Here is a 16,228-nt window from a genome sequence, read left to right as displayed (position 1 = left end):
TGAACCGCTATGCGACGCCTTCGAGCCGCGACCGCGCCCCGCGCCGGTCGCCCCGCCGACCGGCCGGGAGCCGGCGCGAACCCCGGGCAACGGCAACGCTTATGCGCGACCTCGCCGACCACGGAGGGACGAGTATGGGAGCCATAGAAGAGGTGTACGAGGACCTCGACACCGAGGTCGAGTTCGAGGAGTTCGAGGCCGCGGTCGAGGACAAGGTCGAGCAGATGGGCGGGCTCGCCGACGAGGAGACCGCCGCGATGCTCATCGCGCACGAGCTGCGCGACGAGGAGGCCGACACCATCGCCGACATCGAGCCGGGAATGAACGAGGTGAAGTTCCTCGGGAAGGTGACCGCCATCGGCGAGGTCCGGACCTTCGAGCGCGACGACGACGAGGCCGAGGAGGGCCGGGTGTGTAACGTCGACGTCGCGGACGCCTCCGGCTCCGTCCGGGTCGCGCTGTGGGACGACATGGCCGCGGCCGCCGAGGAGGAGCTCGAAGTCGGGCAGGTCCTCCGCGTCATGGGCCGCCCCAAGGAGGGGTACAGCGGCCTCGAAGTGAGCGCGGACAAGGTCGAACCGGACGAGGACGCCGAGGTCGACGTCCAGGTGCTCGACACCTACCGCGTCGAGGACCTCACGCTCGGCGCGTCCGACGTCGACCTCGTCGGTCAGGTGCTCGACACCGACTCGATCCGGACGTTCGACCGCGACGACGGCAGCGAGGGGCGCGTGGCGAACCTCACCGTCGGCGACGAGACGGGCCGCGTCCGCGTCACGCTGTGGGACGGGAAGGCCGACCTCGCCGGGGAGTTCGACCCCGGCGAGGTCGTCGAGGTCGGCGATGGCTACGTCCGCGAGCGCGACGGCGACTTAGAGCTCCACGTCGGCGACCGCGGCACCGTCGAGCGCGTCGACGAGGACGTCGAGTACGTCCCGGAGACGACCGACATCGCCGACCTCGAGATCGGCGAGACCGTCGACGTCGCCGGCGGCGTCATCGAGACGGACCCGAAACGGACGTTCGACCGCGACGACGGCAGCGAGGGGCAGGTCCGCAACGTCCGGATCAAAGACGAGACGGGCGAGATCCGCGTCGCGCTGTGGGGCGACAAGGCCGACCGCGAGATCGAACTGGCCGACCGCGTCGTCTTCACCGACGTGGAGATCCAGGACGGCTGGCAGGACGACTTGGAGGCGTCCGCGAACTGGCGCTCGACCGTCTCGGTCCTGGAGGGAGAGGGCGACGCGGCGGACGCCGCCGGCGGCGGACGCTCGGGCGAGGACCGCGACGCCGACGAGACCGGGCTCGGCGCCTTCGCCGAGGACGGACGGAAGGCGGCCGCGGAGGCCGTCGCCGGCGAGGGCGGCGAGGACGAGGCGAGCGGCGCGGGCGGCGCCGCGGCCGCGACGGCAGAGCAGTCGGGCGAGGCGGTGGAGTTCACCGGAACGGTCGTCCAGACGGGCGACCCGGTCGTCCTCGACGACGGCCAGCGGACGAAGACGGTCGAGACCGACGCGAGCCTCCGCCTCGGCGAGGAGATTACCGTTCGCGGGCCGGAGCGAGACGGCACCATCGACGCCGACGACGTGTTCTGACGCGGCCGGCTCCCCTCCGGAACCGGCGGCCACGCGGGTAACGGAAAGCGTTATACGATACACGGACGCGACTGTGTGTATGAGTGTCGAGTTGCCGTTCGCGCCGGTCGACGGGATCATCCGGCGGAACGCGGGGGAACTCCGCGTCAGCGCGGACGCCGCCGAGGAGCTCGCGCGACGGATCCAGTCGCACGGCGCGGAGCTGGCCGTCGACGCGGCCGAGCGGGCGACCGCGGACGGTCGGAAAACGCTGATGGCGGCCGACTTCGGGGTCGAGCAGGTCGTCAGCCGCGAGGACCTCACGCTGCCGGTCGCGCCCATCGACCGGATCGCTCGGCTCCGGATCGACGACCGGTACCGCGTGGGCGTCGACGCGCGGGTCGCGCTGGCGGACATCTTGGAGGACTACGCGGACAACGTCGCGAGCGCGGCCGCGACGCTGGCCCGCCACGCGGACCGACGGACGGTACAGGCCGAGGACATCGAGACGTACTTCGCGCTGTTCGAGTAGATGCGGTTCGGCTACAGCGAGCGGTGCCTCGACCACGACACCGGCGAACGACACCCGGAGAACCCGGACAGGCTCCGCGCGATCCGCCGCGGGCTCGCCAAGCGCCACGGCGTCGAGTACGTCGAGGCCGACCCCGCCGAGAAGGCGGCGGTCACGGCGGTCCACGACGCCGCGTACGTCGACGAGCTCGAGTCGTTCGTGGCGGACGGCGGCGGGAGCTGGGACCCCGACACCGTCGCAAGCGACGGGACGTGGGACGCCGCGCTCGCCTCCGCCGGCCTCGCCCAGTGGGCGGCCCGCGCGGCGCTCGACGGCTCGACCGGTCGACAGACGCCGTTCGCGCTCGGCCGCCCCCCGGGCCACCACGCGGTCACCGACGACGCGATGGGCTTCTGCTTCTTCAACAACGCCGCCGTCGCGGCCCAGACGGCGCTCGACGAGGACCTCGCGGACCGCGTCGCGATCTTCGACTGGGACGTCCACCACGGCAACGGGACGCAGGACATCTTCTACGACCGCGGCGACGTCTTCTACGCGTCGCTCCACGAGGACGGCCTCTACCCGGACACCGGCGACCTCGACGAGACCGGCGAGGGTGACGGGGAGGGGGCGACCGCGAACCTCCCGCTGGCGGCCGGCGCCGGCGACGCCGACTACCTCTACGCCGTCGACGAGGGGATCGCGCCCGCCGTCGACCGGTTCGACCCCGACCTGCTGATCGTCTCCGCGGGCTTCGACGCGCACCGCCACGACCCCATCTCGCGGATGCGCGTCTCCTCGGAGGGGTACGCGCTGTTAACCGACCGGATCCGGACGCTCGCCGAGGACGTCGGCGCCGCGGACGCGTACGTGCTGGAGGGCGGCTACGGGCTGGACACGCTGGCCGAGGGCGTCTCGATGGTCCACGAGACGTACGACGGGCGGCCGCCCGTGGACACCGACGAGGATCCCGACGCCAAGACGGAGTCGCTCGTCGACGACCTCCGGGCGGAACTGGGCCTGTAAGGCGCGGGGAGTCGCTTCGCTTTCTAGTTCAAATCCCTTCTGGGTACGTCGACGCCGGATTCGCTCGTCGCTACCGCTCCTCGTTCGTAGTCGGCGTCGAGAAGAACGCCCGGAGCGGGATTTGAACCCGCGTCACGACCGTGACAGGGTCGTATGATGGGCCACTACACCATCCGGGCAGACAGCGACAGCGCCCCGAAACGTGGGGACGCCCGGAGCGGGATTTGAACCCGCGTCACGACCGTGACAGGGTCGTATGATGGGCCACTACACCATCCGGGCTTGTCGCATCAGTTCGTACCCCTGTCTGGCAAATAAGGCTTGTCATCCCTGGCGGGAGTGCGGGTGGGTGACAGGGAACTGCGGCCCGCGGGCCGCGACGTTGCGGGGCCGGTCGGGGTCGCGGCCGGTATGCTTTTGTGCCGACCGCGCGTGTGTGGGAGTGTCGCTCGCCCCGCGACCGTGAGCCGTGCGCGGCGCGCTTGGTAACTCTTATGCCGCTGGCGTATATACGAATCTGTAGTATCTCGTGATAGCTTCTCCCCACCACCAGCACCCATGGTAGACGTAAGCCAACACGAACTCGTCCCGGACCACGTTCTCCTCGACGACCCCGAGGAGGTCGAGGAGGTCCTGGCGGAGTACGACGTGAAGAAAACGAATTTACCGAAGATCAAGCGCACAGACCCCGCGCTCCCCGACGAGGCCGAAGTCGGCGACGTGGTGAAGATCGTCCGCGACTCCCGTACGACCGACGAGGCGGTCGTGTACCGACTGGTCGTCTCATGAACAGGCAAGACCGACGCGTGGTTTCACGCGAGTACTTCTCGGACGAACGGCTCGCCGAACACCACTTCCGCTCGTTCAACAACTTCCTGGACCGCGGCATGCAGGAGGTGGTCGACGAGAAGGAGACGATCGAGACGGACATCGGCGACAAGGAGGGCCAGGAACCGGTGTACGTCGAGCTCGGCGACGTGCGGATGGTCACCCCGCGGGTCCGCGAGGCCGACGGCTCCGAGGAGCTGCTCTACCCGCAGGAGGCGCGCCTCCGGAACATCACCTACTCGGCGCCCGTGTTCATGGAGATGTCCATCGTGCGCGGCGGCGAGGACGAGCCCGAACAGGTCGTCGACACGACCGAGACCAAGGTCGGCCGGATGCCGATCATGGTCGGCTCGGACAAGTGCAACATGGCGGGCTTCTCCGACGAGGAGCTCATCGACATCGGCGAGGACCCCGTCGACCCCGGCGGCTACTTCATCGTCAACGGCTCCGAGCGCGTGCTGATGACCTCGGAGGACCTGGCGCCGAACAAGATCCTCGCGGAGTACGACTCGAAGTACGGCGACGAGATCCAGGTCGCGAAGACGTTCTCCCAGCGCCGCGGGTACCGCGCGCTGGTCCTCTGTGAGCGCAACCGCGAGGGGCTGCTCGAAGTGTCGTTCCCCTCCGTCTCCGGCTCTATCGACTTCGTGACGCTGGTCCGCGCCCTCGGGCTCGAATCCGACGAGGAGATCGTCCACCGCGTCTCGGACGACCCCGAGATCGTGAAGTTCATGCTGGAGAACTTAGAGGAGGCCTCGGTCCAGACGACCGAGGAGGCCATCGAGACCCTCGGCGAGCGCGTCGCCTCCGGTCAGGGGAAGAACTACCAGCTCAAGCGGGCGAACTACGTCATCGACCGCTACCTGCTCCCGCACCTCCACGAGGAGGGCGTCGACGAGGAGGACGTGCGGATCAACAAGGCGTACTACCTCTGCCGGATGGCCGAGGCGTGCTTCGAGCTCGCCTTAGACCGCCGGGAGGCCGACGACAAGGACCACTACGCGAACAAGCGCCTGAAGGTCTCCGGCGACCTCATGCGTGACCTGTTCCGCACCGCCCTGAACAAGCTGGCGCGCGACGTGAAGTACCAGCTCGAACGCGCGAACATGCGGAACCGGCAGCTCACGGTCAACACGGTCGTCCGCTCGGACGTGCTGACCGAGCGGCTCGAACACCCGATCGCGACGGGCAACTGGGTCGGCGGCCGCTCGGGCGTCTCCCAGCTCGTCGACCGGACGGACTACATGGGCGTGCTCTCGCACCTGCGGCGCCTGCGGTCGCCGCTGTCGCGGTCGCAGCCGCACTTCGAGGCGCGGGACCTCCACGCGACCCAGTGGGGTCGCATCTGTCCCTCCGAGACCCCGGAGGGGCCGAACTGCGGGCTCGTGAAGAACTTCGCGCAGGCGATGGAGCTCTCGCAGACGGTCGAGGACGAACAGGGGCTGAAACGAGAACTGGCGTCGATGGGTGTCGAGGGGATCCCCGGCATCGAGGGCGTCGACCGACAGACGGCGGACGACTGATCATGGCACAAGCAGAACGCGAAGCGAAGGTGTACGTCAACGGGAGCCTCGTGGGCACCCACGAGAACCCCCACGAGCTCGCGGAACAGATCCGCGAGGCGCGCCGCCGGGGCGACGTCTCGGAGATGGTGAACGTCTCGGTCAAAGACCGGACCCGCGAGGTCATCGTCAACGCCGACGCGGGGCGGGCGCGGCGCCCGCTCATCGTCGTCGAGAACGGCGAGCCCCTCCTCGGCGACGAGGAGATCGAGGCCCTCGAACGCGGCGACGTCGAGTTCGAGGACCTCGTCGAGCGCGGCTACGTCGAGTTCATCGACGCCGAGGAGGAGGAGGACATCCTCGTCGCCGTCGACGAGGAGGACGTGACCGAGGACCACACGCACCTCGAGATCGACCCGCAGCTCGTCTTCGGCATCGGCGCGGGGATGATCCCGTACCCAGAACACAACGCTAGCCCGCGGATTACCATGGGCGCGGGGATGATGAAGCAGTCGCTCGGGCTCCCCTCGGCGAACTACCGGATCCGGCCGGACACGCGCCAGCACCTCCTCCACTACCCGCAGCTGGCGATGGTGAAGACGCAGACCTCCGACCAGATCAGCTTCGACGAGCGGCCGGCGGCGCAGAACTTCGTCGTCGCCGTGATGTCCTACGAGGGGTTCAACATCGAGGACGCGCTGGTGATGAACCAGGGCTCCGTCGACCGCGCGCTCACCCGCTCGCACTTCTTCCGGACCTACGAGGGCGAGGAGCGCCGCTACCCCGGCGGCCAGGAGGACCGCTTCGAGATCCCGGACCAGGACGTGCGCGGCGCCCGCGGCGAGGACGCCTACACGCACCTCGACGAGGACGGCCTCGTCAACCCGGAGACGAAGGTCGACGAGTCCTCCGTCCTGCTCGGCAAGACCAGCCCGCCGCGCTTCCTCGAAGAGCCGGACGACATGGGCGGGCTCTCCCCGCAGAAGCGCCGCGAGACCTCGGTGACGATGCGCTCGGGCGAGTCGGGCGTCGTCGACACCGTGACGCTGATGGAGGGCGAGGACGGCTCCAAGCTCTCGAAGGTGAAGGTGCGCGACCAGCGGGTCCCCGAGCTCGGGGACAAGTTCGCGTCCCGACACGGACAGAAGGGCGTCGTGGGCCACCTCGCGCCCCAGGAGGACATGCCGTTCACCGAGGAGGGAGTCGTCCCCGACCTCGTGATGAACCCGCACGCGCTGCCGTCGCGGATGACGGTCGGCCACGTGCTGGAGATGCTCGGCGGCAAGGTCGGCTCGCTGCGCGGCTCGCGGGTCGACGGCACGCCGTTCCAGGGCGAAGACGAGGAGGAGCTCCGCGACCAGCTCGAGGAGTACGGCTTCAAGTCCTCCGGCAAGGAGGTCATGTACTCCGGCGTCACCGGCGAGAAGATCGACGCCGAGATCTTCGTCGGGACGATCTTCTACCACAAGCTGTACCACATGGTGTCGAACAAGCTCCACGCCCGCTCGCGCGGGCCGGTCCAGGTGCTCACGCGCCAGCCGACCGAGGGGCGCGCCCGCGAGGGCGGCCTGCGCGTCGGGGAGATGGAGCGCGACACGATCATCGGCCACGGCGCGTCGATGGTGCTCAACGAGCGACTCTTGGAGTCCTCCGACGCCGAGACGGTCCACGTCTCCGCGGAGACCGGGCTCGTCGCCGTCGAGGACCGAGAGCAGCGCCGCGTGTACGACCCGGTCACGGGCGACGAGGACGACATCCACGAGCTGGAGGTCAGCTACGCGTTCAAGCTCCTGCTCGACGAGATGATCGCCCTCGGCATCCGACCGAAACTCGAACTGGAGGACGCGATTTAGATGTCAACGCAAACACCGAAAGTGCTCGGCGGGATCGACTTCGGCCTCATGGACCCGGAGACGTACCGGGACATGTCCGCGACGAAGGTGATCACGGCCGACACGTACGACGACGACGGCTATCCGATCGACATGGGGCTGATGGACCCGCGACTGGGCGTCATCGACCCCGGCCTGGAGTGCCGAACCTGCGGTTCCCACTCCGGCTCCTGTAACGGCCACTTCGGCCACATCGAGCTGGCCGCCCCGGTCATCCACGTGGGCTTCACGAAGCTCATCCGGCGGCTGCTCCGCTCGACGTGCCGCGAGTGCGGGCGGCTCGCCTTAGACGACGCGCAGCGCGACGAGTTCCGCGACCGCTACGAGCGGGCGAAGGAGCTTGGCGACGACGAGCACGACGTGCTGAAGGCCGCCGTCCGGCAGGCCCGGAAGGCGTCGACCTGCCCGTTCTGCGGCGAGCCGCAGGCGGACATCAAACACGAGAAGCCGACCACCTACTACGAGGTCCAGGACGTGCTCTCGGGCGACTACTCCGAGCGCATCGCGGCCGCGATGCAGCCCGACGAGGAGGAGGACGACCCGGGCACCTCCCCGCAGGAGCTCGCCGACGCGACCGACATCGCCCTCGACCGGATCAACGAGATCATGGCCGGCGAGTTCCGCCCGCGCAAGGAGGACCGCCGCGCCATCGAGAAGGCGCTCGACGTCGACCTCACCGAGGAGGACATGAACAAGCTGATGCCCTCGGACATCCGCGACTGGTTCGAGGACATCCCGGACGAGGACCTCGAAGTGCTCGGCATCGACGCCGAACACTCCCGGCCGGAGTGGATGATCCTGACGGTGCTGCCGGTGCCGCCGGTGACCACCCGTCCCTCCATCACGCTGGACAACGGCCAGCGCTCCGAGGACGACCTCACCCACAAGCTGGTCGACATCATCCGGATCAACCAGCGGTTCATGGAGAACCGCGAGGCCGGCGCCCCGCAGCTGATCATCGAGGACCTCTGGGAGCTCCTCCAGTACCACGTCACCACGTTCGTCGACAACGAGATCAGCGGGACGCCCCCGGCGCGACACCGCTCCGGGCGCCCGCTGAAGACCCTCAGCCAGCGGCTGAAGGGCAAGGAGGGCCGCTTCCGCGGCTCGCTGTCCGGCAAGCGCGTCAACTTCTCCGCCCGGACGGTCATCTCGCCCGACCCGACGCTCTCGCTGAACGAGGTCGGCGTGCCCGACCGCGTAGCCAAGGAGATGACCCAGACGCTCAACGTCACCGAGCGCAACGTCGAGGAGGCGCGGCAGTACGTCCGGAACGGGCCCGAGGCCCACCCCGGCGCGAACTACGTGCGCCGCCCCGACGGCCGCCGCCTGAAGGTGACCGAGAAGAACTGCGAGGAGCTCGCCGAGAAGGTCGAGGCCGACTGGGAGGTGAACCGCCACCTCGTGGACGGCGACATCGTGATCTTCAACCGGCAGCCCTCGCTGCACCGGATGTCCATCATGGCCCACGAGGTCGTGGTGATGCCGTACAAGACGTTCCGGCTCAACACCGTCGTCTGTCCGCCGTACAACGCCGACTTCGACGGCGACGAGATGAACATGCACGCGCTCCAGAACGAGGAGGCCCGCGCCGAGGCCCGCGTCCTCATGCGCGTCCAGGAGCAGATCCTCTCGCCCCGCTTCGGCGGGAACATCATCGGCGCCATCCAGGACCACATCTCCGGCACCTACCTGCTCACCCACTCGAACCCCGAGTTCACGGAGACGCAGGCGTTGGACCTGCTGCGCGCCACGCGCGTGGACGAGCTGCCCGAGGCCGACGGCGTCGACGACGACGGCCGCGAGTTCTGGACCGGCCGCACGCTGTTCTCGGAACTGCTCCCGGACGACCTGGACCTCTCCTTCGCCTCCTCGGCCGGCGACGAGGTCGTCATCGAGGGCGGCCAGCTGATCGAGGGCACCATCGACGAGGACGCGGTCGGCGCGTTCGGCGGCGAGGTCGTCGACACGCTCACGAAGGAGTACGGCGAGACCCGCGCCCGCGTGTTCATCAACGAGATCGCGTCGCTGGCGATGCGCGCGATCATGAACTTCGGGTTCTCGATCGGGATCGACGACGAGTCGATCCCGCCGGAGGCCGAAGAGCAGGTCGACGACGCCATCGAGAGCGCCTACGACCGCGTCCAGGAGCTCATCGAGACGTACGAGGCCGGCGAGCTGGAGTCGCTCCCGGGCCGCGGCGTCGACGAGACCCTGGAGATGAAGATCATGCAGACGCTCGGGAAGGCCCGCGACTCGGCCGGCGAGATCGCCGACCAGCACTTCGGCGACGACAACCCGGCGGTCGTGATGGCCCGCTCCGGCGCCCGCGGTTCGATGCTGAACCTGACGCAGATGGCCGGCTCGGTCGGCCAGCAGGCGGTCCGCGGCGAGCGGATCAACCGCGGCTACGAGGACCGGACGCTCTCGCATTACCGGCCGAACGACCTCTCCTCGGAGGCCCACGGCTTCGTGGAGAACTCCTACCGCGGCGGGCTCACGCCCCAGGAGTTCTTCTTCCACGCGATGGGCGGCCGCGAGGGGCTCGTCGACACGGCGGTCCGGACCTCCAAGTCCGGCTACCTCCAGCGCCGGCTCATCAACGCGCTCTCCGAGCTGGAGGCGCAGTACGACGGCACGGTCCGGGACACCTCGGGCCGGATCGTCCAGTTCGAGTTCGGCGAGGACGGCACCTCGCCGGTGAAGGTCTCCTCCGGCGAGGAGGACGGCATCGACGTCGAGGGGATCGTCGACCGCGTGGTCGACGCGGAGTTCGCCTCGGACGAGGAGAAGGAGCGGTTCCTCGGCGAGCGCGAGCCGCCGACGAACCTCTCGGAGCACGCCGGGCCGGGGCTGAACAAGGCCGGCGGGCCGGGGGTGGAGTCCGATGACTGAGTACGACCACGTCACCGACGACATGGAGGCGGTCGTGGAGGCGACCGAGCTCCCACGTCGGCTCAAGACGAAGGTGTACGAGGCCATCGACCGGAAGGCCGAAGAGGCCGGCGAGGTCACCATCGAGCAGGCGACCGACATCGTCGACGGCGTCGTGAACCGCTACGAGCAGACGCGGGTCGACCCCCTCGACCCCGTCGGGACGGTCTCGGCGCAGTCGATCGGCGAGCCCGGGACGCAGATGACGATGAACACGTTCCACTACGCGGGCGTCGCGGAGATCGACGTCACGCAGGGGCTCCCCCGGCTCATCGAGCTGGTGGACGCCCGGAAGACGCCGGACACGCCGATGATGACGGTCCACCTCGACGGCGAGTACGCGACCGACCGCGAGAAGGCCCACGAGGTCGTCTGGTCGATCGAGGCGACGCGCATCCTCGCGCTCGGCGACGTGTCGACGAACGTCGCGGACATGCTGGTCCGGATCGACCTGAACGACGACACCCTCTTGGAGCGGTGGCCCACCCACTCCGACGCGACGGAGGTCGCGGAGATCATCGCCGAGACGATCGAGGACTCGCTCGGCGTCGAGACCCGACAGGCCGGCACGGTCATCGAGTTCGGCCCCAACGAGCCGAGCTACCGCGAGCTGCTCCAGCTCGTCGAGCGGCTCCGGGAGATCGTGTTCAAGGGCATCGAGGAGATCGAGCGCGTCGTCATCCGCAAAGAGGAGATCGACGGCGACGAGGAGTTCGTCCTCTACACCGAGGGGTCGGCGTTCGGCGACACCCTCGACATCGAGGGCGTCGACGCCTCGCGGACGACGTGTAACAACATCCACGAGATCTACCGGAACCTCGGGGTCGAGGCGGCCCGCGAGACGATCATCGACGAGACGAAGAACACGCTCGAAGAGCAGGGGCTCGACGACGTGAACGTCCGGCACCTCATGCTCGTCGCCGACATCATGACGAACAACGGCGAGATCGAGTCGATCGGCCGGCACGGCATCTCCGGCAACAAGGACTCGGTGCTCGCGCGCGCGGCGTTCGAGGTGACGGTCAACCACCTGCTCGACGCCGCGATCCACGGCGAGTACGACGACCTTGACGGCGTCATCGAGAACGTCATCGCCGGCAAGCCCATCTCGATGGGGACCGGCGACGTCGACCTCCGGATGGGGTCGCGCGTCGTGAGCGACGACTAATGCGCGTCGAGCTCTCCGACGAGGCGCGGCGGTACATCGGCCGGTTCGACGATCTGACCGGGGTCACGCCGACCGACTGCCTCGTGGAGGGCGACCGGCTCGTGTTCGTGGTCCCGGCCGGCGAGATGGCGGCCGCGATCGGCCAGGGCGGCGAGACCGTCGCGGAGGCCGAACGGCGGCTCGACAAGTCGATCGAACTGGTCGAGGACGCGGACACCGCCGAGGCGTTCGTCGCCAGCACGCTCGCGCCGGCGGCCGTCAACGCCGTCACCATCTCCGAGCAGAACGACCGCGTGGCGTACGTCGAGGTCCCGGAGGCCGACCGCGGCGTCGCCATCGGCGCGGACGGCGCGAACATCGAGACCGCCCGCCGGCTCGCGGAGCGGCACTACGACGTCGACGACGTGCAGCTGACCTGACGGCGAACCCACGCCCTTTTGCCGACGCGCCCGTTCCTCGTCGCATGGACCGGAGACGCTTCCTCGCCGGAGTCGGCGCCGGCGCCGCGGTCGGCGCCGCCGGCTGTCTCGGCGGCGACTCGGCGGAGCGGCCGTTCCCCGACGCCGACTGGCGGAGCGAGGACGGCCTCGACGTCGCGACCCTCGCGGAGCGGCACGCCGCCGCGCTCGTCGACGCCGGGGGCGCCACGCTGTTCTCGACGGCGGCGACGAGCCACGACGGCGACGCGGAGCCGACCCCGTGGCTCCCGTCACAGGAGTACGAGGCCGCCTACGACCTCGAAAACGGCCGCCAGTACGTGCGACAAGAGGTGACCGAGACCGACGAGCCGGACGTCTCGGAGCTGTACGTCGCCGACGGGGTGGCGCTGATCCGTCGCGAGACGGCCGACGGGACGCGGTACGGTCGGCAGTCGACGAACCGCTCGGCGAGCGAGCTCGAATCGGGGATGCGCGCGGAGGTCCTGACTGGGATCCGCGTCGGGAACGAGACCGCGAGCGGCGAGACGGCGTACGAGGGGCTGAACCTCTGGGCCCCGACGAGCGACGGCGCGGGCGAGGTGCGCGGGGAGCCGACCGCGCGGTTCGCGTCCGACTCCTTCGACGGCGACCGGAACGTTCCCGAGACCGTCGAGACGGCGTCGGCGACCGTCCACGTGTACGAGTCCGGCGTCGTGCCGCGGCTCGAACAGTCGTGGGCGGGCGAACACGACGGGCAGGGGGCGACGGTCGACGTCGACATCGACTACCGCGACCTCGGCGCGACGGTGACGGAGCCGGCGTGGGTCGCGACGGCGCGCGACGAGACGAGCGGCTGACGCCCCGTCCCGTTCCGGACGAAACGACGGGCGCTCTCGTCCGCTTACCGGCTCAGCGGGAGCGAACGTCCGTCGTTTCCGACAACCGACGCCCCGTGAAACACCCTCAGATCCGTCGAGAGGTACCGCTCGGAGGATCTGAGGCCGTTTCGCGACGGAGAAAGACGACGCTTAAGTAGCTCCGTTCGGAAGTAGGCGTACGATGGCGAACGGCAAGTACGCGGCCCGTAAGCTCAAAAAGGACCGGCAGAAGCGCCGCTGGTCCGACTCCGAGTACGCTCGGCGAGAGCGCGGGCTCAAGACGAAGTCCGACCCGCTGGAGGGTGCCCCGCAGGCGCGCGGCATCGTCCTCGAAAAGGTCGGCATCGAGGCAAAGCAGCCGAACTCGGCGATCCGAAAGTGCGTTCGGGTTCAGCTCATCAAGAACGGGAAGCAGGTCACCGCGTTCTGTCCCGGTGACGGCGCGATCTCCTTCATCGACGAGCACGACGAGGTCACCATCGCCGGGATCGGCGGTGCGAAGGGTCGCGCGATGGGCGACCTCTCCGGCGTCAACTACAAGGTCGAGAAGGTCAACGGCGTGTCGATGATCGAACTGGTTCGCGGGAACGCGGAGAAGCCGGTCAGATGAGCGGCGAGGAGACCGAGGCGCCGTCCGAGGAGGACGTCGCCGCCGACGAGCCGGACCCGGACGCGCCCGCCTCCAGCGAGGCCGCCAACGAGAACGCCCAGCTGTTCGGCGTCTGGGACGTCACCGAGATCGCCTACGAGGACCCCTCGACGAAGCGGTACATGACGGTGACGCCCATCGCCCATACGATGGGTCGCCACGCGTCCAAGCAGTTCAAGAAGTCCGAGATCTCGCTGGTCGAGCGGCTGATCAACCGCCTGATGCAGACCGAGGAGAACACGGGCAAGAAGCAGCAGGCGACGCGGATCGTCCGCGACGCCTTCGACATCGTCCACGAGCGGACCGAGGAGAACCCGGTCCAGATCCTCGTGACGGCCGTCGAGAACGCCGCGCCCCGCGAGGAGACCGTCCGCCTGAAGTACGGCGGCATCTCCGTCCCGAAGGCCGTCGACGTCGCGCCCCAGCGCCGCGTCGACCAGGCGCTGCTGTTCATCTCCGACGCCGTCGCCAGCGCGACGTACAAGTCGTCGACGCCCGCCGCCGAGGCGCTCGCGAACGAACTCGTCGCCGCCGCCGACTACGACGTCGAGGGCTCCTACTCCATCTCGCAGAAGGAGGAGCGCGAGCGCGTCGCCGCCGCGGCCCGCTGAACTCGGCCGCCGGCGCTTTCTCTCTCGTCTCTCTCCCGTCGGCCACCCGCGGGTCCGTCCCGATCGGGTCGCCGGTCGTCGATTCCGGCGTCGCGTCCCCACTTCTCGTCGGTCAGTAACTTCGTCGCGTACCGGTCGGAATAGCCGGGCGTCGCACCGTCGCTGTCGGCGCGTGAAAAAACGAGACTGTTGGCGTCGAGCGGTCCGCTCGGCCGTCGGCTCAGTCGTCGGCCGGCGCCGCGCCGGAGCCGCCGTCGGCGTGCTGCTGTTTGACCCACGAGAGCTTGCCGCCGGCCGCGAGGATGTCGCGCTCGCGCTCGGAGGCGTCGAGGTCGGCGGTGAACTCCCACTCGCCGTTGACGCTCACGGTGAACTCCTCCTGCCCGGAGCGGACGCCCGCGGGCACGTCGTCGACGATTTCGAGGTCGTCGCCCTGGTCGATCTTCTCGTACGTCTCCTCGTCGATCGCCAGCGGGACGATCCCGAAGTTGAAGAGGTTCGCCTTGTGGATGCGGGCGAAGCTCTGGGCGAAGACGGCCTCGATGCCGAGGTACATCGGACAGAGCGCGGCGTGTTCGCGCGAGGAGCCCTGGCCGTAGTTCTCGCCGGCCACGAGGACGCCGCCGTCGGCGTCGAGCGCGCGCTCGGCGAACGTGTCGTCGACGCGCGAGAGCGTGAACTCGGAGAGCTTCTCGATGTTCGAGCGGAACTTCAGGATGTCCGCCGTCGCCGGGATGATGTGGTCGGTGGTGATGTTGTCCTCCATCTTGAGGAGGGCCTCGCCGCCGTCCACGTCGATCCCGTCCTTCAGCGGCACGTCGCCGATGTTCGGGCCCTTGACGAGTCCGTCGTCGATCGCCTCGTCGGGCGAGATGATGTCCGAGTCGTCCTTCCCCATGCCGGGGCCGTACTTCGTCCCCATCTCCAGGCCGGGGGCCTCGAGGTCGCCGAGCTCGTCCGCGAGGTCACGCGGGTCGACGATCTCGCCGGTGATGGCCGCCGCGGTGGCGACCTCGGGCGAGCAGAGGAAGACGGAGTCGTCCTCGATGCCGGAGCGCCCCTCGAAGTTGCGGTTGAAGGTGCGCAGCGAGACGGAGTCGGAGGCGGGCACGTGGCCGATACCGATACACGCGCCGCAGGTCGCCTCGGAGAAGTTGACGCCGGCCGCCATCATCTCCGCGGTCCAGCCCTCGCGGGCCAGCATCTCGGAGGCCTGCTTCGAGCCGGGCGCGACGATCATCTCGGTCTGCTTGGCGACCTCGCGGCCCTCCAGCATCTTCGCGCTGGGGAGGATGTCCTCGTAGGCGCCGTTGGTACAGGAGCCGACGATGACCTGCTCGACGTCGGTGCCCTCGTACTCGCTGACGGGGGCGACGTTGTCGGGCATTGAGGGCGCGGCCACGAGCGGCTCGAGCTCGTTTAAGTCGACCTCGATCGTCTCCGCGTACTCCGCGTCGTCGTCGGGCTGGAGGTCGACGTACTCGTCCTCGCGGTCCTGGCGCGCGAGCCAGTCCTTCGTCTTCTCGTCGGTCGCGAAGATCGAGGAGGTGGCGCCGAGCTCGGTGCCGAGGTTCGTGATCGTGGTACGCTCGGGGATCGTGAGCTTCTCGGCGCCGGGGCCGGTGTACTCGAAGATCTTGCCGACGCCGCCCTTGACGGTGAGCTCGCCGAGCAGGTGGAGCGCGATGTCCTTGGCCGTCGCCCACTCGGGCAGCTCGCCCTCGAGGTGGACGTTGACGACCTCTGGCATCTCGACGTAGTAGGGGCCGCCGCCCATGGCGACGGCGATGTCGAGCCCGCCCGCGCCGATCGCGAGCTGGCCGAGCCCGCCGGGGGTCGGCGTGTGCGAGTCGGAGCCGAGCAGCGTCTTGCCGGGCGCGGCGAAGTTCTCCTTGTGGACCTGGTGGCAGATTCCGTTGCCGGGCCGCGAGAAGTAGGCGCCGTACGTGCCGGCCGCGGAGCGGAGGAAGCGGTGGTCGTCGGTGTTCTTGAAGTCGAACTGGTACGTTTGGTGGTCGCAGTACTGCGCGGCGAGCTCCGTCTGGACCTCGTCCATCTCGAGGGCCTCGAACTGGAGCCACACCATCGTCCCCGTCGTGTCCTGGGTCAGCACCTGGTCGATCTCGATGCCGATCTCCTCGCCGGGCGTCAGCTCGCCCTCGACGAGATGGTCATCGAGGATCTTCTCGGTAATCGTTTGTCCCATAGTACGCGATGATGGCCCTCCCGTGGA

At 69.0% G+C, this 16,228-nt stretch carries 13 protein-coding genes and 2 tRNA genes; 12 read left to right on the top strand and 3 right to left on the bottom strand.

Annotated features, from left to right (window positions below; all coding sequences use genetic code 11):
- Positions 1-134 precede the first annotated feature (134 nt).
- The 3 genes from DVK06_RS11745 (at position 135) to DVK06_RS11735 (ending at position 3,114) form a co-directional block, all read left to right on the top strand.
- Positions 135-1,598: a single-stranded DNA binding protein gene (locus DVK06_RS11745; protein WP_199718649.1), complete on the top strand. Its 1,464-nt coding sequence runs from the start codon at positions 135-137 to the stop codon at positions 1,596-1,598.
- A gap of 79 nt (positions 1,599-1,677) precedes the next feature.
- Positions 1,678-2,109 carry a histone family protein gene (locus DVK06_RS11740; protein ID WP_004599099.1) on the top strand — a complete coding sequence of 144 codons (432 nt, stop codon included), beginning with the start codon at positions 1,678-1,680 and terminating at the stop codon, positions 2,107-2,109.
- On the top strand, positions 2,110-3,114 hold the full coding sequence (locus DVK06_RS11735) for a histone deacetylase (protein ID WP_121600379.1): 1,005 nt from the start codon (positions 2,110-2,112) through the stop codon (positions 3,112-3,114).
- Between the two features lie 106 nt (positions 3,115-3,220).
- Here the strand turns inward: DVK06_RS11735 and DVK06_RS11730 are convergent.
- Positions 3,221-3,293, bottom strand: a tRNA-Asp gene (locus tag DVK06_RS11730).
- A gap of 30 nt (positions 3,294-3,323) precedes the next feature.
- Positions 3,324-3,396, bottom strand: a tRNA-Asp gene (locus tag DVK06_RS11725).
- Positions 3,397-3,672: 276 nt separating this feature from the next.
- Here DVK06_RS11725 and DVK06_RS11720 point away from each other — a divergent pair.
- The 9 genes from DVK06_RS11720 (at position 3,673) to DVK06_RS11680 (ending at position 13,995) form a co-directional block, all read left to right on the top strand.
- Positions 3,673-3,903: a DNA-directed RNA polymerase subunit H gene (locus DVK06_RS11720; protein WP_004599097.1), complete on the top strand. Its 231-nt coding sequence runs from the start codon at positions 3,673-3,675 to the stop codon at positions 3,901-3,903.
- On the top strand, positions 3,900-5,465 hold the full coding sequence (locus DVK06_RS11715) for a DNA-directed RNA polymerase subunit B'' (protein WP_053770171.1): 1,566 nt from the start codon (positions 3,900-3,902) through the stop codon (positions 5,463-5,465). Before DVK06_RS11720 ends, DVK06_RS11715 begins: the two co-directional genes overlap by 4 nt.
- Positions 5,466-5,467: 2 nt before the next feature.
- The gene (rpoB, locus tag DVK06_RS11710; protein ID WP_053770170.1) at positions 5,468-7,297 is read left to right on the top strand and encodes a DNA-directed RNA polymerase subunit B; all 1,830 of its coding nucleotides are present in this window, start codon (positions 5,468-5,470) and stop codon (positions 7,295-7,297) included.
- Positions 7,298-10,231 (top strand): DNA-directed RNA polymerase subunit A', encoded by a 2,934-nt coding sequence (locus DVK06_RS11705; RefSeq protein WP_199236338.1) that lies wholly within the window; start codon positions 7,298-7,300, stop codon positions 10,229-10,231.
- Entirely contained in the window at positions 10,224-11,438 is a 1,215-nt protein-coding gene (gene rpoA2, locus DVK06_RS11700) for a DNA-directed RNA polymerase subunit A'' (RefSeq protein WP_121600378.1), read from the top strand. The genes DVK06_RS11705 and rpoA2 overlap by 8 nt, the downstream gene beginning before the upstream one ends.
- Positions 11,438-11,857 (top strand): NusA-like transcription termination signal-binding factor, encoded by a 420-nt coding sequence (locus DVK06_RS11695; RefSeq protein WP_053770167.1) that lies wholly within the window; start codon positions 11,438-11,440, stop codon positions 11,855-11,857. Before rpoA2 ends, DVK06_RS11695 begins: the two co-directional genes overlap by 1 nt.
- Before the next feature lie 44 nt (positions 11,858-11,901).
- Entirely contained in the window at positions 11,902-12,714 is an 813-nt protein-coding gene (locus DVK06_RS11690; RefSeq protein WP_121600377.1) for a hypothetical protein, read from the top strand.
- 202 nt (positions 12,715-12,916) lie between these two features.
- Positions 12,917-13,345 carry a 30S ribosomal protein S12 gene (locus tag DVK06_RS11685; protein ID WP_006111505.1) on the top strand — a complete coding sequence of 143 codons (429 nt, stop codon included), beginning with the start codon at positions 12,917-12,919 and terminating at the stop codon, positions 13,343-13,345.
- Positions 13,342-13,995: a 30S ribosomal protein S7 gene (locus DVK06_RS11680; protein WP_053770165.1), complete on the top strand. Its 654-nt coding sequence runs from the start codon at positions 13,342-13,344 to the stop codon at positions 13,993-13,995. Before DVK06_RS11685 ends, DVK06_RS11680 begins: the two co-directional genes overlap by 4 nt.
- Positions 13,996-14,215: 220 nt before the next feature.
- On the opposite strand, the gene DVK06_RS11675 is transcribed toward DVK06_RS11680, so the two are convergent.
- Positions 14,216-16,201, bottom strand: coding sequence for an aconitate hydratase (locus tag DVK06_RS11675; protein WP_121600376.1), 1,986 nt, complete (start codon positions 16,199-16,201; stop codon positions 14,216-14,218).
- Positions 16,202-16,228 lie beyond the last annotated feature (27 nt).

The organism is Halorubrum sp. Atlit-28R, from assembly GCF_003665955.1.
Classification (GTDB): Archaea; Halobacteriota; Halobacteria; order Halobacteriales; family Haloferacaceae; genus Halorubrum; species Halorubrum tropicale.
The sequence above is the reverse complement of the archived record's forward strand: the minus strand, read 5'-3'. Positions and strand labels throughout refer to the sequence as shown.

Bases quoted from the DNA above. Each gene is read 5' to 3' on its own strand.
- DVK06_RS11745 (WP_199718649.1), top strand. From the start codon at position 135: ATGGGAGCCATAGAAGAGGTGTACGAGGACCTCGACACCGAGGTCGAG.
- DVK06_RS11740 (WP_004599099.1), top strand. From the start codon at position 1,678: ATGAGTGTCGAGTTGCCGTTCGCGCCGGTCGACGGGATCATCCGGCGG.
- DVK06_RS11735 (WP_121600379.1), top strand. From the start codon at position 2,110: ATGCGGTTCGGCTACAGCGAGCGGTGCCTCGACCACGACACCGGCGAA.
- DVK06_RS11720 (WP_004599097.1), top strand. From the start codon at position 3,673: ATGGTAGACGTAAGCCAACACGAACTCGTCCCGGACCACGTTCTCCTC.
- DVK06_RS11715 (WP_053770171.1), top strand. From the start codon at position 3,900: ATGAACAGGCAAGACCGACGCGTGGTTTCACGCGAGTACTTCTCGGAC.
- rpoB (WP_053770170.1), top strand. From the start codon at position 5,468: ATGGCACAAGCAGAACGCGAAGCGAAGGTGTACGTCAACGGGAGCCTC.
- DVK06_RS11705 (WP_199236338.1), top strand. From the start codon at position 7,298: ATGTCAACGCAAACACCGAAAGTGCTCGGCGGGATCGACTTCGGCCTC.
- rpoA2 (WP_121600378.1), top strand. From the start codon at position 10,224: ATGACTGAGTACGACCACGTCACCGACGACATGGAGGCGGTCGTGGAG.
- DVK06_RS11695 (WP_053770167.1), top strand. From the start codon at position 11,438: ATGCGCGTCGAGCTCTCCGACGAGGCGCGGCGGTACATCGGCCGGTTC.
- DVK06_RS11690 (WP_121600377.1), top strand. From the start codon at position 11,902: ATGGACCGGAGACGCTTCCTCGCCGGAGTCGGCGCCGGCGCCGCGGTC.
- DVK06_RS11685 (WP_006111505.1), top strand. From the start codon at position 12,917: ATGGCGAACGGCAAGTACGCGGCCCGTAAGCTCAAAAAGGACCGGCAG.
- DVK06_RS11680 (WP_053770165.1), top strand. From the start codon at position 13,342: ATGAGCGGCGAGGAGACCGAGGCGCCGTCCGAGGAGGACGTCGCCGCC.
- DVK06_RS11675 (WP_121600376.1), bottom strand. From the start codon at position 16,201: ATGGGACAAACGATTACCGAGAAGATCCTCGATGACCATCTCGTCGAG.